11 protein-coding genes and 1 tRNA gene are annotated in these 19935 nt (G+C 58.7%); 9 read left to right on the forward strand and 3 right to left on the reverse strand.

Going from position 1 to position 19935, the window contains the following annotated elements:
* The first annotated feature begins 321 nt into the window (after positions 1–321).
* Positions 322–711, forward strand: a complete 390-nt coding sequence (locus tag F4Y00_02920; GenBank protein ID MYE03913.1) for a hypothetical protein — start codon at positions 322–324, stop codon at positions 709–711.
* Between the two features lie 47 nt (positions 712–758).
* On the opposite strand, the gene F4Y00_02925 is transcribed toward F4Y00_02920, so the two are convergent.
* Positions 759–2702 carry a helix-hairpin-helix domain-containing protein gene (locus F4Y00_02925; protein ID MYE03914.1) on the reverse strand — a complete coding sequence of 648 codons (1944 nt, stop codon included), beginning with the start codon at positions 2700–2702 and terminating at the stop codon, positions 759–761.
* Between the two features lie 3 nt (positions 2703–2705).
* Positions 2706–3572 carry a hypothetical protein gene (locus F4Y00_02930; GenBank protein MYE03915.1) on the reverse strand — a complete coding sequence of 289 codons (867 nt, stop codon included), beginning with the start codon at positions 3570–3572 and terminating at the stop codon, positions 2706–2708.
* A 196-nt stretch (positions 3573–3768) separates the two neighbouring features.
* Between F4Y00_02930 and F4Y00_02935 the strand changes: the two genes are divergently transcribed.
* A complete protein-coding gene (locus tag F4Y00_02935; protein MYE03916.1) occupies positions 3769–4698 on the forward strand; it encodes a DUF4835 family protein in 930 nt (309 codons plus the stop codon).
* A gap of 95 nt (positions 4699–4793) precedes the next feature.
* On the opposite strand, the gene F4Y00_02940 is transcribed toward F4Y00_02935, so the two are convergent.
* Positions 4794–4877: transfer RNA gene (locus F4Y00_02940), tRNA-Leu, on the reverse strand.
* Between the two features lie 188 nt (positions 4878–5065).
* Between F4Y00_02940 and F4Y00_02945 the strand changes: the two genes are divergently transcribed.
* The 7 genes from F4Y00_02945 (at position 5066) to murA (ending at position 19877) form a co-directional block, all read left to right on the forward strand.
* Positions 5066–7321 (forward strand): S46 family peptidase, encoded by a 2256-nt coding sequence (locus tag F4Y00_02945; GenBank protein ID MYE03917.1) that lies wholly within the window; start codon positions 5066–5068, stop codon positions 7319–7321.
* A gap of 21 nt (positions 7322–7342) precedes the next feature.
* The gene (locus F4Y00_02950; GenBank protein ID MYE03918.1) at positions 7343–9676 is read left to right on the forward strand and encodes a S46 family peptidase; all 2334 of its coding nucleotides are present in this window, start codon (positions 7343–7345) and stop codon (positions 9674–9676) included.
* Between the two features lie 48 nt (positions 9677–9724).
* On the forward strand, positions 9725–12340 hold the full coding sequence (gene mutS, locus F4Y00_02955; protein ID MYE03919.1) for a DNA mismatch repair protein MutS: 2616 nt from the start codon (positions 9725–9727) through the stop codon (positions 12338–12340).
* Positions 12341–12430: 90 nt separating this feature from the next.
* On the forward strand, positions 12431–13729 hold the full coding sequence (gene purD, locus F4Y00_02960; GenBank protein ID MYE03920.1) for a phosphoribosylamine--glycine ligase: 1299 nt from the start codon (positions 12431–12433) through the stop codon (positions 13727–13729).
* Positions 13726–14658, forward strand: a complete 933-nt coding sequence (locus F4Y00_02965) for a hypothetical protein (protein MYE03921.1) — start codon at positions 13726–13728, stop codon at positions 14656–14658. Before purD ends, F4Y00_02965 begins: the two co-directional genes overlap by 4 nt.
* Entirely contained in the window at positions 14655–18170 is a 3516-nt protein-coding gene (locus F4Y00_02970) for a hypothetical protein (protein MYE03922.1), read from the forward strand. Before F4Y00_02965 ends, F4Y00_02970 begins: the two co-directional genes overlap by 4 nt.
* Before the next feature lie 387 nt (positions 18171–18557).
* Positions 18558–19877, forward strand: a complete 1320-nt coding sequence (murA, locus tag F4Y00_02975) for a UDP-N-acetylglucosamine 1-carboxyvinyltransferase (protein MYE03923.1) — start codon at positions 18558–18560, stop codon at positions 19875–19877.
* Positions 19878–19935 lie beyond the last annotated feature (58 nt).

Consider the following 19935-nt stretch of genomic DNA (forward strand, 5'->3'; position numbering starts at 1 on the left):
ACTTCACTCCTCGCGCCTTGATTGACGCCGTGCCTGACGGAACAGAGCATCGCTGTATAGTGGTAACAGGCCCTATTTGGCCTTCGGATATTCGTTGTCAGGTTATTCATCCGGGAAGGTTTACAGATTCTTAATACGTGTCCGTTATTGCATGTAACTTTTTTTGAATTATTCCCGTATATTCCGGGAGGCCTATGTGGTTTTATGCATTGCGCAAAGCGCCATGGTCTTGGCGAAGGAGCAGGAAGTCCTGGCAAGACCGGGTTGCGCAGGCAGGAGGATGGGCAGGGCGTACATTCGAAACAGCCAATAATTCCATTCATGGAAAAACTGCAATGCAAGGCGTGCGGCAGCATCAGCATGGTGCCGATGGATGTGCTCGGGGACGACGAAGAAAATGAACCGAATGCTTCCGCGTCGGATCAGGACGGCGATTCGCAAACCCGCTTTTATACCTGTCATGTATGCGGTGACAACTGGCTATCGGTCAAGGAAAGCTATATGGGGGACCATACGGTTACCTTTGTGCACCAGATGGGTATGTCCCCGGAGCTGAAACGTATTGCGCATATCGAACCTCCGGAAGCTGCTCGGAGCGCGAACGTCGATTACTGGGAATATTATCTCGACGACGAGGAAATTTCGGCGGAGGCATGGCACGACAAGCTCATAACACGGCGCAAGGTGCTGAAGTCGATCTGCTCGAATTGAGACCCCGGCAGATCGTTGCAATGAGTACGATATAGCAGGCCGCGGAGTTACGACCCGAATCTCCATCGGGCCAGTACCTTCATTTCCCGCACGCGGCCTCCCGGGATTTCGTCGCGCCCGGATCCGGTAGAACGCACATCCTCATAGTGCGTGGCGCCGAATTTCAATTGCACCATCAGGCGTCGGGAGGCTTCCAGCCGGGACAGGACGTACCACCGGCGACCGCGTCCGTGGAAGGATGGAGCGCCGAATCCATAGAGCACATCGTTTTCGAACATGTAAAGCCGGGCGGAAGCATCTGCTGCATCGAACAAGGCATACCGCATATCCAACTGCAGAAGCGGCCGGGGTTTCCACCGGAAATCCTGATATACCAGGACCCCCGCAGCTTTTTCTTCCGCTTCGGCATGGACGGTCTCGATGCGTGTCCTGGAGCGAAGGGAGGGGCTGTGCCTGTATTCGATCTGTATCCGCAGGGATTGCCGGCGTTCACGGGTTGAACAGGGCAGCAGCAGGCGGCCGGTCAGGCAGCGGGCCGCTGCTTCGGATGTTTGCGTCAGGGCCCGCACATGCAGTGTGAACCAGTTCCGCCGTTTGTATTCGATTACCCCCGCAACGAACCGGTCGCGCGCATTGGGCAGGAGGCTTAACGGGCGTTTCCGCTCCCGTACTCGTACGGTCGCTGTCCATGCCTGAAAAGGCCGGATGTGGCTTTCGGCAAGCCATTCGGCGTACCGGTAGCTTTCCCCGCGGGAATTTACTCCGATCCGGGTGTGCGGCCGCAGGCCGTTTGCCGTGGTTTTTCGCATCCGGACATCCACAGAGGCGTTTGCGATGGGAGTAAACGAGACGGTCAACGACTGATGTCTCTCTTTCGGTACGAGTTCGAACGAGCCTTCCCAGCGGGGTTTTGCCCATCCGCCGAATACCGACAGGGAATGCATATTCCGGGAAACGCCAAGCATGTGCTGCGTATGGAGAGACAACACCCCGGCGTACGCGGAACCCTGCCGGAACACGGCGATCCCGCCCGCAGTGCGTTCCCGGGCTTGCCCTCGTCTTTCGTACTCGGTTTGCGTGCGGTGATATCCGGTGGAGGCCAAACTCCATATCCCCGACGCAGTATCTACGCGGGCATCCAGGGGTACGTACGAGACGAAGCCGGTTACGGATACCCCGTACAGCGGTTTGGATTGCATGGCCAGGCCCCTGAAATAGGCATGCTCCCTCGAGGAGGTATGCGGGCGCAGGATTCGATCGACAGAGGCCGTGCGTAATGACGAAATCCCACCCGCGCTCTGGCCCGCCGCGAGCCCTTCTCCGGCCTGGACCGTATAGCCACCCGCTACGATGCGTTCGAAGGGCCCCCTCTGGTCCAGACTCAGGTGCAGGGCGGCAAAATCGGCGCCGAATCTTCCTCCGCTCGGCTGCCATCGGATCGGTTCTCCCGGATCCTTGTCGAGCGTGATGCCTGTGACAATATGTTCTCCTATACGTATCCCGATGCGCCACTGCAAGGCGTCAGGGGAGCCGAGATAGCCGGAGGGTTCATCCTTTCGATATCCCTTTCCGAGATCCAGACGACGGCTCCAGCGCTGCAGGAGGTCTGTACGGATGCGTGGGCGTGTTCGGGGTGCAGCGCGGTCGAATGTAACGAAGGGAAGCAACATGTTGACGGCGTGTTCATCCAGGCCTGCGCGCAACAGCGATTCCGGTTCTTCGATGCTTCTTCCGGATGAACGCCACGCGAGGATACGTTGCACGTTCATTTCTGACATGCCGGGGATCGAGCGCAGCGCTTCCGCTGATGCCGTTTCCAATCGGATTTTCCGGTGCGTAGCATATTCGATCGCTTCATGCAGTGAGGCGGAATTTTCCAACCCGTCCTCCAGCACATCCAGCGTGGTCTCGATGACCGTGGCCGTTTCCGTCGTGTCAGCGGGCGGGTTTGCGGTCTGCATCATACACGCCAGCAGGATTGCCGTTTTCATGCTTCACCAGGAATAGAGGAAGGACATGGAAGGCGTCCATCCCAGTATTCCGTGTCGTTGCACTGCAAAATCCGCGCGAACCGATGCGAGGCTCAGCCCGATTCCCCCGCTTGCCCGCCTTGGCCCCGAGGCAATACCTCCCCGTAGCGCCAGTACTTCGGTCAGACGGATTTCGATGCCGGCCGCAATGGAAAGAGGGGAGCGCGTTTCCTTGGCTATATCCGTCGTCATGGCGAAGGTCTCCGAGGGCCGCCATGCGGCGCCGACAGCAAGGCATCGGCGCAAGTCGGAGCGCAGGGGGCCGGCAAACGCGGTCAGATTGTGTGCGGCGGCTCCCAGCGAAATGAACGGCGTAATCGGGAGCAGTACACCCGCGGTCAGGCCCAGTGCGCCGGCCTGTCCGTGGTTTGCTATATACACCTGGTTCCACTCGGTGCGCACGCCCGCATGAACTTCCCGGTGTGTTCCGAAACCGAAGCGTCTTCCATAGCCGGCGCCCAGCACGAAGTGTCTGTAGAGATCGAAACCGAAGACCGAGGCGCCTCCGGCAATTGCGCCTCTTTGGAAGGGTACCACGAGGTGGAGCCCGGCGAACCGCAATTCAGGCAATCCATACAGTTGAGCGCCGTGCAGCGCGAGGATCCGGGTATCCGTCTGCCCCCAGGCAGCGGGGTTGACTTGTCCCGCAGCGTCATCCGGAAATGCAGTCGAAGCTCCCCCGAGCGCAGCGCTTCGCGCCCCGGAAAACACGGGCTGTCCCATAGCGGATTGCCGTGTGTTCGCTATGGACAGAGCAGTCAGGAGCAGAAAAAGCAGTCTGCTCAGGGTGAGGGGAAGATATATACGGGGCGAAGAAGCGGGGCAGCGCACGGTTTTTTATTTCACAGACACCGTGCGGGGGCATGCGTGACCCCCTGCGTAAAAAATTTCCTGCTATCCGGGCGCCTTCCCGGGCTCGATAGTCACACTCCCTTATTCCGTCCGCCGGAAACAGAGCAGGCCTGTTCCGGTATGAGCAAGAGCCTTATCCGCCGCCATAAAAACCCGCATCCCATTACGAAAGAACATGTTCTTTTCCACGATGCGTTTTCTTCCCTCTTCGACGGCGTCGATTGCCGCGCTGCTTCTTTTCTCGCTGTTTTTTTCGCCGGCGCCGGCCGCTGCACAGGAATTCAACTGTGTGGTTTCGGTCAATTACAGTACGCTGACGGGCTCCGATTTCGGATTTCTTGAAGATCTCGAGGTCCGCATGGAAGAATATGTGAACGATCGTTTCTGGACCGAGGATAGCTTCCGGGAAGACGAACGCATTGAGTGTACGATGGAGGTGATTGTGCTGGAAGCGGTCTCTCTGACCAGTTTCAATGCGCGGCTTGTAGTGGCCACGCGCCGGCCGATCTACAACACGATGCAACACAGTACGGTCGTTCAGTTCAGCGACGAGTCCTGGCAATTCAGGTATGCACAGGGACAGCCGCTTGTGTTCAATCTCGAACAGTACGATCCGTTGACCTCGGTCATCGACTTTTATGCGTATATGATGCTCGGGTATGACTACGATACCTTCAGCGAACTCGGCGGCACGCCCCATTTCGAAACGGCTCGCCGGATTGCGGAACGTGCGCAATCCTCATCGGGGCAGGGTTGGTCAGAAATCGGCAGTACCGAGCCCAGCCGCGGCAATCTGATAACGCAGGTGCTGGATCCGCGCATGCGCCCGTTGCGCAAGGCGTATTTCGATTATCACTTTGGCGGGCTCGATCGCTTTCTCATGAATCCCGATACGGCGCGCAACGCCATTCTCCAGGTGCTTGCCGACCTTGACGTATTGTACGAGGATGTTTCCCGGCAGCATGTCCTTGATCTCTTCTTTCTGGCGAAGTATAACGAATTGGCTGCCGTGTTCGAGGGTTGGCAGGAGAGTAATCAGGCGTACGATTACCTTACGCTACTCGACCCGTCGCACACATCCGTATACGAAGCGCTCCTTGAGTAAAGGATAGTCCGAACTTTGCGGACTTGATCAAGACTATTCTTAAAGAAAGGGACCGGCCTGCCGAAAGGGCCGGCGGATCACAGAAAAATATGGTGTGCGAAAGGAGGGACTCGAACCCCCAAGGGTGTTACCCCACCAGATCCTAAGTCTGGCGCGTCTGCCAGTTCCGCCACTTTCGCATAAGGGGCTGTTTGCTCTTTGCAATACTATTATTCGCCCCGCCGCGTTTTGTTGTACAGTATTGCACCGGCAGGAATCTTTGAGGCTTCCTTCTTTGTATCAAAAAGCTGTTATATAGCTCCGTGGCGTGTGAAAACGGGACCGTCCGGATTCGTTTTTGCGCATTGCCGATCAGATTTTTTCAACCATGTACGAACGCATTCAGTTCGCTCCGGGTTTTCTGGCGCTTTTTCTTTTGCTGTTTGCAGGTTGCGCCGGCAGCAACGCCACTAAAGATCCTGTAGCCTCGGAGGGCGAACCGGCAAGCGTGACACCCGCGGAAGTCCCTGAAACGGTGCCGGTCCATGAGCCGCTCCGGCCTGCGCCGGTGCAGCGCGTCGACCCTGCGATGGCCCGTGCGGGGCGTTTCGACCAGGGAAAGATGTGGACCTTTGATCATCCCCCGGTCGATTATTTTGCAGAAACCTATGGTTTTACGCCGGACGAGGAGTGGTTTCGGCATGCCAGGCTCGGCACGCTGCGGATTCCTGGTTGTACGGCTTCGTTTGTATCGCCGACCGGGCTTGTATTAACGAATCATCACTGCGCCCGGAGTCATGCCGTCAGCGTCGCCCTTGAGGGGGAGTCTATTCTCGATGACGGATTTTATGCCCGGTCGTTAGACGAGGAACGCCTGGTGGACGGCATGTGGGCCGATCAGCTGGTTGGCATCGGGGATATTACGCCTGCGGTGGAAGCCGCTATTGCAGGCATTAGGAACGATGCCGAACGTGAGCAGATGCGGCAGGAAGTAATTAAAGAGGTGCAGGAGGGCATCGAAACGGAAGCGGGACCGGGGCATCATGTGGAGATTGTTTCCATATACAACGGGGCCCTGCTGTCCGCATACGTTTTTCGCCGTTATACCGATCTCCGCCTTGTGCTCATTCCCGAGTTGAAGATCGGGTTTTTCGGGGGCGATCCCGATAATTTCACCTATCCTCGTTATACGCTGGACATTGCTCTGCTTCGTGTATACGAAAACGATAAACCACTTGAAGTCAGCTATTATTTCCCCATGAACAGTAAGGGGGTAAAGGAAGGAGACCCAGTGTTTGTGATTGGTAATCCAGGGTCCACGTTCCGGCTGTCTACTGTCGCAGAGTTGACGTTCCGACGCGATGTGCAGGAACCCGCTCTGCTGGACCTGATCGAGATTCGTCTTGCGGCACTGGAGGCGTTGCTGGACGAGACGCCTGCGGAAGAGCAGGATGCACTCATCAACCGGATTTTCTCGTTACAGAATGCCAGAAAGTTGTACACGGGTCGGGTGAAGGCGTTGAATGACCCCGTGGTGACAGCCCGCCGCATGGATGCCGAGGAGCAGTTCATGACAGCGATCGGTCAGACGCCCGCACTTAGTGAACAGTACGGCGATCTCATTGAGCGGATGCGCGAAGTGCAGGAAGAGAAGCGTGCGTACGGAGATGCGTTCAGGGCATTTCTTGCATTGAATCCGGCCTCCTCCCTCGGTGCCGCGGCGCTTCGCCGTGCTCTTGTCGTGCATGAATACGCCGGATTGGTGGATGCGGCGCAGGACATCCCGGACGATGTGTATGAGCAACTGGTCCTGATTGAAGATCAACCGGCGGCGTTGCAGGCTGCGTATCTTGCTGTACGATTCCAAACGTGGTCGGATCGTTTCGGTCAGGATAGTACTTTTGTCGTCGATATATTTGGCGAGCGTTCTCCCGAAGAGGCGGCGCGGCATGTGGTCGAACATTCGATGCTCACGGAAGGGGCTGCCGCCATGGAAGCGCTGCAGACCGGTTCCATCACGGAAACCGATCCCGCCATACAGGTTGTTGGCGCCATTGCCGGGAAGTTGACGGCGTATCGCAGTGCGATGGCGGCGCTTGCCGTCGAGGAACAGGCTCTTGCGCAGCAGATCGGGCGCGCCCGGTATGCAGTGTACGGTGTGGATGTGCCTCCCGATGCCACATTCTCCCTGCGCATAGCCGACGGGGTCGTACAGGGGTATCCGTATAACGGCACGGTGGCGCCTCCCTATACGACGTATTACGGGTTGTATGACCACTATTATTCGTACGGTGCGGATACGCCCTGGGACGTGCCGGCGCGCTGGTTGACTCCGCCGGGAAGCTTTGAAATGCGTACACCTCTGAATTTCGTTTCCACCAACGACACGATCGGCGGTAACTCGGGATCTCCCGTGATCGATCCGGACCTTCGCCTTGCAGGTCTTCTCTTTGATGGCAATATCGAGAGCCTCTCCGGGGATTTTATCTATTTGACGGACCGGGCGCGAAGCATTTCGGTCGATGCGCGAGGTATTCTTGAGGCGCTCGACGATATGTACGATGCGGATCGCCTTGTCCTGGAGACGACATCGGGGCGTTTCGCTGAATCCGAAGAAGAAGCCGACGCCATCCTGTCCGAATAGTATTCCTTGTTTGTCATGTTCATGAATGTTTGCAGGAAGCGGTCGGGAGCGGCTGTACTGTTTCTTCTGGTGTGGGCGGGCTGCAGCGGAGGCAGCCAGATAGTTTCCGTCGTGGAACGTCCCGGCACGACGGAGCCGGTGGTAACGACTGCTTTACCCCCAGGCGAAGAAGAGGCGAGCCCGGTTTCTGCACCGGTCGATGTCGAGATCGGGCGATTCGATACGGGAAAGATGTGGACGTTCGAGGATCCGCCCGTCGATTATTTCGAGGAGGCCTATGGATTCAGGCCGGACTCCGCCTGGTTTGCCCGCGCCCGCCTTGGGGCGCTCCGGCTCCCGAATTGTTCGGCGTCTTTCGTATCTCCGCATGGACTCATTCTTACGAATCACCATTGCGCGCGGGAAAGCATTGCGGATGTGACGCGCGAGGGGGAGACGCTGCTCGATACCGGATTTTCCGCGGATTCGATCGGGGCAGAGCGTAAGGTGGAGGATCTGTATGTGGATCAACTGGTGGCCATCGAGGACATTACGGAGGAGGTCTACGGTTTCGTTCGGTATCCGGATGATGAAAACCCTGCGCCCCGCAGGAGGCAGGGTCGGGGTGAGCGGGCCATAAATAGCGACGACCGTTCGGCGGCGGCGCGTGAAAGAAGGATGGAACGTATCGAGGGACGTATGAATGCCGAGGCCCAGGCCAGGGATTCGCTTTTGACGGTGCAAGTGGTCGAACTGTATCACGGAGGTCGGTATTCGGCCTATACGTTCCGCCGCCATGACGATATCCGGCTGGTCTTCGCGCCGGAATTGCCCATCGGCGCCTTCGGGGGCGATCCGGACAACTTCACGTACCCCCGGTACAGTTTTGACTTCAGTTTTTTCCGTGCTTACGATACGGAGGGCAAGCCTCTGGATACACCGCATTATTTTGCGTGGGACAAGGACGGAGCCCAGGATGGGGAAGCGGTCTTTGTGGTAGGCAATCCGGGTACGACCAGTCGCCTCGAAACCGTTGGACAACTGGAATTCGAGCGGGATTATATGTTACCTGCGGCGCTTGATGCGCTAAAAGAGCGGATGCGGGTTCTCGAGGAGTATATTGCGGAAGAAGAGGGGCCGGATCGGAAATACGAGCTGCGCAACGCCTGGCATCAGATATCGAATCAGTTCAAAAAGAATGAAGGAGAACTGGCCGGATTACGCGATTCGCTGCTGATAGCCCGTCGCATGACGGCCGAAAGGAAGCTGGTTGCAGAGATTGCAGCCGTGGATTCGTTACAGGAGGAACATGGTCATGTGATTGGCGAAATCGCACGTTTGCAGCGATCGAAGGAAGCGATGGCGGATCAGAACAGGGCATTCCTGTTTTTTGGTGCGCCGGCCTTCGATTCGCACGTGCTTGTGCGGTCTGCTTACGGATATATTGTCACTCTGATGAGGCAGCGGGGTATGCCGGCGGACGAAATCGAGGATGTGCTGGAGGATGCGCTTGACATAGAAGACTGGCCCCCGGAACTTGAGAAGCGGATGCTGGCAGTGCGCCTGCACGAATTTTTGCGCTACCTCGGTGAAAACGATCCGACGGTGAATCGTCTGTTGCAGGGGCAGACGCCCGAAGAAGCCGCCGATCGGATTGTTTCCGGTACGGCTTTGAGCGATTCCGCACAATACGCGGTGTTGCTGGAAGAAGGCTTTTTTGGCAGCGGTGATCCTGCGGAAGCGATGGCGCGGGCCGTAACGCCGCTGTATTTGTCGATCCAGCAACAGATATCCGGTCTCGACAGGAGAGAGCAGGAACTGAATGCCATGCTGTCTCTTGCCCGTTTTGCACTGTACGGTGCGCAAATACCTCCGGATGCGACGTTTTCGCTCCGCATTGCCGATGGCGTCGTGACAGGATATCCCTATAATGGCACCACAGCGCCGCCTTATACCACCTTGTTCGGGATGTACGATCATTATTATTCCTACGGCGGGGAAGATACGGATTGGGATTTGCCGGAACGGTGGCTGCAACCCCCGGATTCGCTGGACCGGTCCACGGCCGTCAATCTGGTCACGACCAACGACATCACAGGCGGGAACTCCGGTTCGCCGCTTCTCGATAAGGAACTGCGTGTCGTGGGTGTGGTGTTTGACAGCAATATCGACGCGCTCCGCAACACGTATGTGTATCTGGACGAACAGGGTCGTGCCGTGTCTGTGGATACGCGAGGCATGACTGAAGTGCTGGAACATATATACGGGGCGGATCGCATTGTCTCTGAACTCTTGTCCGGCGCCGATTCGCGGGGAGGGGACGATATTTCGGCGCGAACCGTGCCGGCAGTCGATAGCATGCAAGGAGATGAATAATCCGTGACGGAGATGCGCAGCGAGGAGAACAAGGGGCGAACACCGCTGATGCGGCAGTATTACGCCATCAAAGCGCAACATCCGCAAGCGCTTCTTCTCTTCAGGATGGGGGATTTTTTTGAGACGTTCGACGAAGATGCGAAGCAACTCAGCAAGACGCTTGGTATCGCCCTCACCAAGCGTTCCAACGGCAAGGCGTACGATGTGCCTCTTGCGGGTTTTCCCCATCATGCCCTGAATACCTATCTGCCGAAACTTGTCGAGGCCGGCTTTCGGGTAGCCGTTTGCGAGCAAATGGAAGACCCCGGGCAGGCCAAAACGATTGTAAAGCGTGATGTCGTGGAAGTGGTCACCCCCGGCGTCTATTTCGACGACAATCTGCTCGATCCGAAGCAATCCAATTATCTGGCCGCGGTTTGGCTGGAAAGCGGGCGCGTCGGTGTGGCCTTTCTGGATGCATCCACCGGGGAATTTTTCGCCAGTGAGGGGGATATAGGGGAATTATCCGGGCTGGTACAGACCATCCAGCCTGCCGAAGTGCTTGTTGCCCGGAGCCATCGGGATGAGGCGCCTCGTGGCTCGTTCGTGGTAACGCCGGTCGAGGATTGGGTTTTCGGGTACGATTTTGCCCGCCAGACCCTGCTGAACCATTTTGGTACGCACTCGCTGAAGGGCTTCGGAGTCGATGACTTGCGGCTTGGGACGATTGCCGCCGGCGCCGTGATGCATTATCTCGGCGAAACGCAGAGGGGCCGGCTCCTGCATGTTCGCAAGATCGTTCCGTACGACAGCGCCAGCCATATGACGCTGGATCCGCAAACGAAGCGGAATATGGAGTTGGTTACGCCCCTTCATGAACAGGGCCGGAAGGATACGCTTGTAAGCATTCTTGACCGGACCCGAACGCCCATGGGGGGGCGGCAACTTCGGCGATGGCTGGTGCGCCCCTTGCGCAAGGTCGCAGCCATCGAGCGTCGCCTCGACGCCGTCGAGGATTTTTTCCGGTCCCGCACGCTTCGCGCGAAACTGGGCGAGGAACTGGAGCAAATGGGTGATTTGGAACGCCTTGCCGTCCGTATTGCTACAGGCCGGGCTACACCGCGGGATATGGTGGCTGTCAAACTGACGCTTCGGCAGCTTCCTGCGATCAAACAGCTCCTTTCTTCAAGCGAAGATTGTACATGCGACGAGCTTCGGGAAGCGGGTGCGCAATTTACCGTGCACACCGATCTGGTCGATCTGATCGATCGGGCTATCGTGGATGATCCGCCTGTCGGGACAGGTGGAGGAGGGCTGATCCGGGACGGCTACGACGAGGAACTCGATACCTTACGACGGATTGCCCGCTCGGGGAAGGACTGGCTGGTCGAGATGCAGAAGAAAGAGATCGAGCGGACGGGCATTTCCTCGCTCAAGGTTGGTTTCAACAAGGTCTTTGGGTACTACCTCGAGGTGACCAACACGCACAAGGACAAAGTGCCGGACGACTATATCCGCAAACAGACCCTGGTGAATGCGGAACGCTACATCGTACCGGAATTGAAGGAATACGAGGAAAAAATCCTGACCGCCGAGGAACGGATCGATACGATCGAGGCGAACCTTTTTGCCGAATTGCGGGCGGCTGTCGCGGAATATACCGAAGCCTTGCAACGCAATGCCGCATTGCTGGGCATGGTCGATTGCTATTTGGCGCTGGCCGATGCGGCGGTGCGTTTCGGCTATGTCCGGCCCGAGGTACACGACGGACGAACGCTTGAGATCGAAGGGGGGCGGCATCCGGTTGTGGAGCAGGCCCTGCCTGCCGGGGAGCCTTTTATTCCGAATTCCATCTACCTGGATCCGGACGATGCGCAGATTATTATCATTACCGGCCCGAACATGGCTGGAAAAAGCGTGGTGTTGCGGCAAACGGGGCTGATTGTACTCCTTGCCCAGGCCGGTTCGTTCGTTCCGGCGGAATCTGCTCGAATCGGCCTTGTGGATCGAATATTCACGAGAGTCGGGGCCTCCGACAACCTTGCCGAAGGGGAAAGCACGTTCCTGGTCGAGATGAACGAGACCGCAAATATTCTGAACAATGCCACCCCGCGCTCGCTCATTTTACTGGACGAGGTGGGGCGCGGCACCAGCACATTTGACGGCTTGTCCATCGCATGGGCGCTGGTGGAGTACCTGCATGAGCGCGAAGACGTGGCCGCCCGCACCTTGTTCGCCACGCACTATCACGAACTGAACGAACTGGCGAATCGATATGATCGCGTACGCACCGCATGCATCCGGGCGGAAGAGCATGAAGGCCGCGTGATTTTTTTGCGCAAGCTGGCTCCGGAGGGCGCCGATCATTCGTTTGGTATCGAAGTAGCGCGCATGGCAGGGCTTCCCGAACCGGTCATTGTCCGGGCGCGCCAGATTCTCCAGCGGCTGGAAAGCCGGCATACCAGCGTGGATACGATGCAGGAAGGGGAGATCCGCGCGTTCAAACCTTCTCCAAAGGATATGCCGGCGGCCTCTTCCGAGCAGTTTCAGATGTCCCTTTTTGACCGCAAGACGGATCCCGTAGGGGAAGCGCTCAAGGAGTCTCTGGGAGCGCTGGATACGGATCGAATGACGCCGCTCGAGGCCTTGCAGCAACTCGATGCGCTGCGGCGGTTGCTGGATTGAGCGGGCGGAAAAAAGCAATAAGGTACAGGTAGGACGCCTGCTATCCGCTCCTTCACAGAACAGTTTTTTGCCACAGGAAAAAACGCTCTCATGCGCATACTGGTTGTCGGCGGCGGGGGCCGCGAACACGCTATCGTTCACAGCCTGTCTCAATCGGGAGGGGTTCAAAAAATATTTGCAGCTCCGGGAAATGCGGGTATCCGTGAGCTTGCTTCGATCGTACCCGTTCGTGCGGATGACATCGAAAATCTTGTTCGTTTTGCGCGTACCGAGCAGATCGATCTGACGGTTGTGGGCCCCGAACAGCCGCTGGTGCTGGGCATTGTGGATCGTTTCGAGCAGGAGGGGCTGGCGATTATGGGGCCGAGTGCGGCAGCCGCTCGCCTCGAAGGGTCGAAGGCATTTTCCAAGGCGTTTATGCAGCGGCATGGTATTCCCACGGCGCGGCACCGGACATTCGGAGCAGGGGATTACGATGAGGCGGCGGCCCATGTCAGGGCATGCGGCGCTCCGATTGTGGTAAAGGCAAGCGGCCTGGCGGCCGGCAAGGGGGCTGTTGTATGCGCTACCGTGGAGGAAGCGATCGAAACGCTTTCGTTTATGTTGCGCGAGCGGGCGTTCGGTGCGGCGGGGGAAGAGGTTGTGATCGAGGAATATATGACCGGAGAGGAAGCAAGCGTGTTCGCCTTATCGGACGGGAAGGAATATGTGTTGTTGGCGCCGGCGCAGGATCACAAGCGAATCGGCGAAGGGGATGTGGGGCCGAATACCGGCGGGATGGGGGCCTATGCACCGGTCCCCATCGTAACGGACGATCTCCTGCGCGTCGTGCGCGATCGGGTCGTTGAACCGACCTTGCACGGTATGGCGGCGGAAGGGCATCCGTACCGGGGCGTACTGTACTGCGGGTTGATGATTACGGAAGAAGGGCCCAAAGTGGTCGAGTACAATTGTCGCTTCGGGGATCCTGAGGCGCAGGTGGTTCTCCCTCTTCTCGCCGACGATGCCCTGGATCTGTTTGAGGCGACGGCCCGTGGGGCGCTCAGTGGTTCGACACTCTCCATGCGGAGCGGTGCGGCGGCATGCGTCGTGCTGGCATCCGGCGGGTATCCGGGATCCTACGAAAGGGGGTTTCCTGTCAAGGGATTGGAGCAGGCAGCAGCACACCGTGACGTGATGGTGTTTCATGCAGGCACCGCAACGGATGGGCAGGAGGATAGCGGTCGAAGCGGGATTGTGACATCCGGCGGGCGTGTGCTCGGCGTTACCGGGCTTGGCGGGGACCTCCGCGAAGCACTGGATCGTGCCTACGAAGCGGTGGGGCGCATTTCTTTCGAACACATGCAGTTTCGGCGGGACATCGGAAAAAAGGGGCTGCGTCCGTCATGATGCGTCCGGTTGCCATGGCGTTTGGGGTGCTGGGCATGTTTGGCGCGCTTGTTTTGGGCGCCGGTCAGGCCATTGCTCAGCCCGTGGATACGCTCCGGGCAACACCTCTTCCGGGGGTGGATTTTGTGGATGCCCGCGCTATCGGCGTGGATCCTTTCGGGGGCGTCTATGTGGCTGACGCAGGCCGTGACGTCATATATACGATGAACGGACGCGGGGGGCGTTCTGCCGTACTGGGCGGGCCCGGATCGCAGGAAGGAGCATTCGACGATCCCGTGGACGTCGATCCCACCAACGGCCTGGTGCTGTATGTGGCCGACGCCGGCAATCGGCGTATTCAGATATTCTCGCGCTCCGGGGCATATCTCGGGGCAGTCCCGCTGATGCGAACCGACGAAGACATTTCGGCCCGCGTAACCTATCGGAGGCAGGATGAAGCCGCCGCCGATTATTCCTTCGGCATTCCCGTAGCCGTAGCCACCTCTTCGGCGAACGAAATTTTTGCCGTGGACGCGGACCGGGGAGTGGTCCGCAAATGGGATCAGGATCGCCGCCCCGCGGGAGTGATCGGGGGTATTGACGCCGGAAGAGGTGCGCTTGTCGATCCGGTGGATATCGCTGTCGGGGCAGACAGGTTGCTCTACGTGGCCGATCGCGGCGCGGAATCCCTGATGGTCTATGACCAGTACGGAACGTTTGTGCGTACCATCGGCTCCGGGCTTGCGGGGCTTCGCGCCGTCGTTGTGGATGGCGGGAGGGTGTATGCGGTGCTTGCGCACAGTCTGGTGGCGTATGACGAGACCGGGCGTTTCGAGCGCTGCCTTGAGATCGATATGGACACTCACATCGTGGACGTCGCTGCGGGAACGGATGGAACCCTGTACGTTCTGGGAGTGCAGCGCATGTATCTGCTTGCGCCTGCGGAATGATTGCTCGACTCGTTGCGGCGGGTATCGCGCTGTCATTCGTTGCGGCGCAGGGGCGGGCGCAGGAAGCAGCGCCTGCCCCGGAGATATTCCGGCGCGACACGCTGAATGTATCGGCGGCTCAGCCGTTTCAACTGGTCCCTATCGTACTTCCGGGATCGGAGCGCGTGCTGGCTGATGGCGTAGCGCTCGATACGACGCGCTACCGACTGGATTACCGTTATGCCCGTCTTCGGGTGGACGATGTGTCCGGGATAGGGGAGTTGGTGGTCGAATACCGGACGTTGCCGTTCCGTTTCCGGGATTTGTATCGCCGCCATGCGTTGGACGAAGAGGGAGCGGGGGAGCAGGCCGAAGCTATTCCTCCCGGCGCCGGGGAAGAACCCCTCCGGCTGCTTCCCGCCACGTCCGCGTTGCAACACAACGGATCGATCACCCGGGGCATGCTCGTCGGCAATAACCGGGATGTAACGCTCGAGTCAGGGCTTCGCATGCAGCTTTCCGGTCCTCTGTCCGATCAGGTTCATGTGCAGGCTGTGCTTACCGACGAGAATACGCCGATCCTTCCGGAGGGCACCACACAGCGTATCGAAGAATTCGACCGCGTGTTTATCGGCCTGGATGTGCCCCATGCACGGGCGGAATTGGGCGACTTCGATCTGAGGTTCGCTTCCGGCGAATTCAGCACGTTTTCCAGAAGGTTGCAGGGAGCCTCCGTGATGGCTTCGCTGCCCGACGGGAGCAGGATCGGGGGACGGGTCAAGGCGTCGGGGGCCGTGACCCGGGGGCTGTTCCGGTCGCAGGAGATAGAACCGCTCGACGGCGTACAGGGCCCCTACCGGCTTGAAGGGGCGGCGGGCGAGCGATTTGTACTCATCGTGCCCGGTTCCGAAACCGTCTTCGTGGATGGGCAGCGCCTTGTTCGAGGCGAGACGAACGATTACGTCATCGACTACGCCACCGCGGAGATTTCCTTTACGCAGAATCTCATTGTCACGGCGGACAAGCGCATAAAAGTCGAATTTCAGTATTCGACGAGCCGGTTCACGCGGACGCTTGCCGGGGTTGAAATGGAGATGCATTTTCTCCAGGATCCCGCCACGTCGGCGCGGGGAATGTCCGGGCGCTTCGGGATTTCGGTAATCCGGGAAGCGGACAGCCGGGATTTCAGCGAGGAATTCGGATTCGGCGCGGAGGATTCTCTGGCGCTTGCGCGCGCGGGCGATGGGGTAGCTACTTCCGGAGCGGCCCAGCGCGTCGAGTTCGATCCGGAAGTGCCGTACGTTCAGTACCGCAGGGAGATTCGGCCTGGAGCCGATACGGTATATGTGGCGCTTGATCGGGCGCCTCTCCCTTCGGAAGCCGTGTTTCGCGTGCGATTCACGCATGTGGGCGAAGGACTGGGCAGTTACGAGCGCACGGGCCGGGCGGTCAACGGTATTCTGTACGAGTATCGAGGGCCCGGTAGGGGGAGCTACCTTCCGGTGCGTCTTCTTCCCAGGCCGGAAATGCACCGCATGATCGATATGCGGGGCGCCTTTTCGCCCGTACCCGCTTTCGAAGTGTTCGGCGAGTGGGGCCGCAGCCTGAATGACAAGAACCGTTTGTCCACGCTGGATGCCGCCGATGACATCGGGGACGCCGTGCTTGCCGGCATACGCCTGAAGCCCTCTTCTCTCGGCGGTATCCGGCTGTCGGGGGAAATCCGCCGCAGGCATGTGGCCTCCGAATTCGCTGCGTTCGATCGCATCCGCCCGGTTGAATTCGAGCGCCGGTGGAACATAACGTCCCGGCGTAATCTCAGCGTCGGCAGTCTGTCCGTGGATGAGACGATCGATGAGGGCAATCTGCGATTCGATTTTCTTGAGGCTTCGAATGTGCGGGGCGAATTGGGACGGATCGCATTGGGGGATGGGTTCGAGGCGGATCGCCTTGCGGCCTATGTGGCTGTGCATGAAGGCGGTATGCCCCGTTTCGATTACGAGGCAGAGGCGATTACCGCCAACGATTCGGCGGCGGACGAACAAGGCCGGTGGTTCCGGCAATCAGGATCCATGGAGTATCCGTTTGGCGGCGGTCGGCTGTCGCCGCGCATCGAATTCGAGCACGAGGATCGGATGCAGGAAGCGGTCGGTGCGGACAGTCTGCTGCGTCCGTCGTTCCGTTTTCTGGAAGTGCGCCCGGGCCTGGCCTGGAAAGACGGTGCTTTTGGCATGGCGGCTTTTGTCGAGCGCCGCGTGGAGGACGACTGGATCGCGGGCAGTGTGGAGCCGGCCGCCGCTTCATGGACCGGACGTACGACGTTCGAGTGGCGGCCTTCTTCCGTGCTGGATGCAGAAGGGAGTGTCGGCTTTCGCACGCGGCGGTTCACCGATCGTTTCCGCATAGAACAGAACAGGGAGGATGCGGAGTCTGTTCTGTTGAAGCTCAGCGGGGTGTGGCGCCCGTTTTCCCGGTCCGTCCAGGCAAATGTGTTGTATGACGGAATGACGGAGCGCTCCCCCGTTTTACAGGAGATATATATACGTACCGGCCCCGAGATCGGGCAATTCGTTTGGGAGGACGGAAACGAGGACGGTCTTGTGCAGATCGATGAAATGCTTCCTGAACGGTTGCCGAATGAGGGCTCTTATGTGCGAACCTACATCCCCTCGGATACGCTTGTATCCGTAGTGAACGTCCGGAGCCGTATACGCCTGGAACTGGATCCGCAGCGTGTATGGGGCCGTTCGGACAGCCGCTGGAAACGAAGGCTGTCGCATGTCGCGGCGCGGACCGTGGTCGAAGTGCAGGAGAAAACGAGAGATCCGAACACGACATCCATATACCTGCTGGACCTGAGCCGATTCCGGAACGCCGAACACACGATGAACGGACGATTGCGGCTGGGACAGGACATTTTTTTGTTCCGATCCAGTCCGGATTACGGATTGGACATTTCCCTGAACCGGCTCCGCAGCCTGAGTGAGTTGGCTGCCGGTCAGGAGGAACGGTTCGTGGACGGCTGGCGCATGGAAGGGCGCTGGCGTCCGGGGCCGAACTGGGGATTGCGGGCTGTAGCCGCCGGCGAGCAGGATCGTCTTGCGAGCGATGCGTTTGCCTCGCGCCGTTATGACGTGTCCGGATTCCGTCTGGAGCCGGGGATTTCCTATTCGGTTTCGGACCGGATACAGGTGGCCGTTTCCGCCTCATACGGACGAAAAAAGGACGATTTCGGCGCACGCAGCGCGCAAGTCCTTAAAGCCCCGGCGGAAGTCCGGTATACGATTCCACGGAAACTGCAGACCACCTTGCGCGCGGAAGTTGCCCGTGTGCGGCTCGATGGCGAAGCCCTCGGTCTGGCCCGGTTTGAATTAACGGACGGCAGGGGACCAGGCTGGTCGAGTTTATGGTCTTTCCGCGCCCGGTACACTGTGAACGAGTATCTCCGGGCGACTTTTTCGTACGATGGGCGCGCGCCTGCAGACGCGCTGGTCATTCACACGATGCAACTACAGATGAGCGCATTGTTCTGATTGTTTTTATCAGGGTGCCGGGGCAAGTCGCGCTCTCGACCATACACCGTTTTGAGTAAAAACTACTCCGAAATGTAGTAGAAATTACTCCAAAAAGGAGTAGAAATTACTCAAAAGAGGTAAAAAGGGGGTTTTGGAGCCTGGCGAGTTCCGCCAACGCGCCGCCGCCGCGCGCGGCGGCGAAGGCTACCTTCGGCTCGGACGAAGGATTGTGGGTTCTGCGCGTTGGTCTTGACATAGGTTTCGTCGGGTTGGTCGGCTGGAAACAAGGTCGCAATACCGCACCTTAAGCTCCGCGAAAATCTATCCGGTCAAACTGAGCCGTCTCCCACATTCTTCCTGGTTCCGCACATGGAATCCCGGACGGTGTGCGGTATATTACAGGCTATGGACAAACTTATCATAGAAGGCGGACACACGCTCTCCGGCTCCCTGCCTGTGAGCGGTTCCAAGAATACGGCGCTGCCGCTGATGGCGGCGGCGCTTCTTGCAGACGGTACGTCCGTGCTGTCCCGTATTCCCAACCTGCGGGACGTCAAGACCTTTGCGCACGTGCTGCGTATCTCGGGAGCTGCCGTCCGGTTCGACGAAGCCCGGAACGAAATGACGGTGGACGCAAGCGGGGTAAACTATCCGGAAGCCCCCTACGAACTGGTGAAGAAGATGCGCGCCTCCTTCTATATGCTTGGGGCATTGCTGGGGCGCTGCGGGCATGCCCGCGTATCGCTTCCGGGAGGATGCGCCTGGGGACCGCGTCCCGTGGATCTGCATCTCAAAGGCATGGAGGCTTTCGGTGCAGACATTCGCCTCGATCACGGATATGTTGTGGCGGAAGCAAAAGGAGGGCGCCTGAACGGGGGGAAATTCCGCATGAACCCGTCCAGTGTAGGGGCAACAATCAACCTCCTGTTGGCCTCCGTTACCGCACGGGGGGCATCCCGGATAGAGCATGCCGCCCGCGAACCGGATGTCGTGGTGTTCGGGAAGATGCTCCAAAAAATGGGTGCTCATATAAAGGGGCTTGGAACAGATACGATCGACATCGAAGGGGTGGATACCCTTTCTCCAGTGGATTTTTACAATGCGCCGGATCGCATCGAGCTGGGCACCTTTATGATCGCTGCGGCCATTGCGGGGGAACCGGGCACACCAATTCGCATCACGAACGCAGCCCCCGAACACCTTGGAGACGCCTTCATCGACGCATTTACGCACACAGGGGCAGGTTACAAACCGGGAAACGACTACGTGGATGTTACCCCTCCGGAAACCCTCCTGCCCGTATCCGTAGAAACCGGCGTCTACCCCGGTTTTCCCACGGATTTACAGGCCCAATGGACCGTCCTGCTTACCCAGGCGTCCGGCAATGCCCGGGTCCGGGATACCGTATATTTCGACCGGTTCAAACATATCCCCGAGTTGCATCGGATGGGGGCAAACGCCATCGTCGTGCAAAACGAGGTGTTTGTTGCGGGAGGAAATGACCTGCAAGGAGCCACGGTGATGAGCACCGATTTGCGGGCCGGCGTGTCCCTCGTGCTGGCCGGCATGATCGCCGAAGGCGAAACGCATGTGCTGCGCGTGTATCACCTTGATCGGGGATACGAGAATCTGGATGGGAAACTGGCCGATGCGGGCGTAGCCATCCAACGTGTGCAGTACGACGAATTTGCCGACCCGTCGATTAAAGAGCCTGTGGCCAGGTAAGCGCGGACACAGGCCCTTTTATTGTTTTGCAACCGGCGAGAACGTGTCCATTTATAAA

Source organism: Bacteroidetes bacterium SB0662_bin_6 (genome assembly GCA_009839485.1).
Lineage (GTDB): Bacteria > Bacteroidota > Rhodothermia > Rhodothermales > VXPQ01 > VXPQ01.

What these genes read in the sequence shown, in the direction of transcription:
- F4Y00_02945 (MYE03917.1), top strand. Translation starts at nt 5,066, where the DNA reads ATGTACGAACGCATTCAGTTCGCTCCGGGTTTTCTGGCGCTTTTTCTT.
- F4Y00_02970 (MYE03922.1), top strand. Translation starts at nt 14,655, where the DNA reads ATGATTGCTCGACTCGTTGCGGCGGGTATCGCGCTGTCATTCGTTGCG.
- purD (MYE03920.1), top strand. Translation starts at nt 12,431, where the DNA reads ATGCGCATACTGGTTGTCGGCGGCGGGGGCCGCGAACACGCTATCGTT.
- mutS (MYE03919.1), top strand. Translation starts at nt 9,725, where the DNA reads ATGCGGCAGTATTACGCCATCAAAGCGCAACATCCGCAAGCGCTTCTT.
- murA (MYE03923.1), top strand. Translation starts at nt 18,558, where the DNA reads ATGGACAAACTTATCATAGAAGGCGGACACACGCTCTCCGGCTCCCTG.
- F4Y00_02935 (MYE03916.1), top strand. Translation starts at nt 3,769, where the DNA reads ATGTTCTTTTCCACGATGCGTTTTCTTCCCTCTTCGACGGCGTCGATT.
- F4Y00_02925 (MYE03914.1), bottom strand. Translation starts at nt 2,702, where the DNA reads ATGAAAACGGCAATCCTGCTGGCGTGTATGATGCAGACCGCAAACCCG.
- F4Y00_02920 (MYE03913.1), top strand. Translation starts at nt 322, where the DNA reads ATGGAAAAACTGCAATGCAAGGCGTGCGGCAGCATCAGCATGGTGCCG.
- F4Y00_02950 (MYE03918.1), top strand. Translation starts at nt 7,343, where the DNA reads ATGAATGTTTGCAGGAAGCGGTCGGGAGCGGCTGTACTGTTTCTTCTG.
- F4Y00_02965 (MYE03921.1), top strand. Translation starts at nt 13,726, where the DNA reads ATGATGCGTCCGGTTGCCATGGCGTTTGGGGTGCTGGGCATGTTTGGC.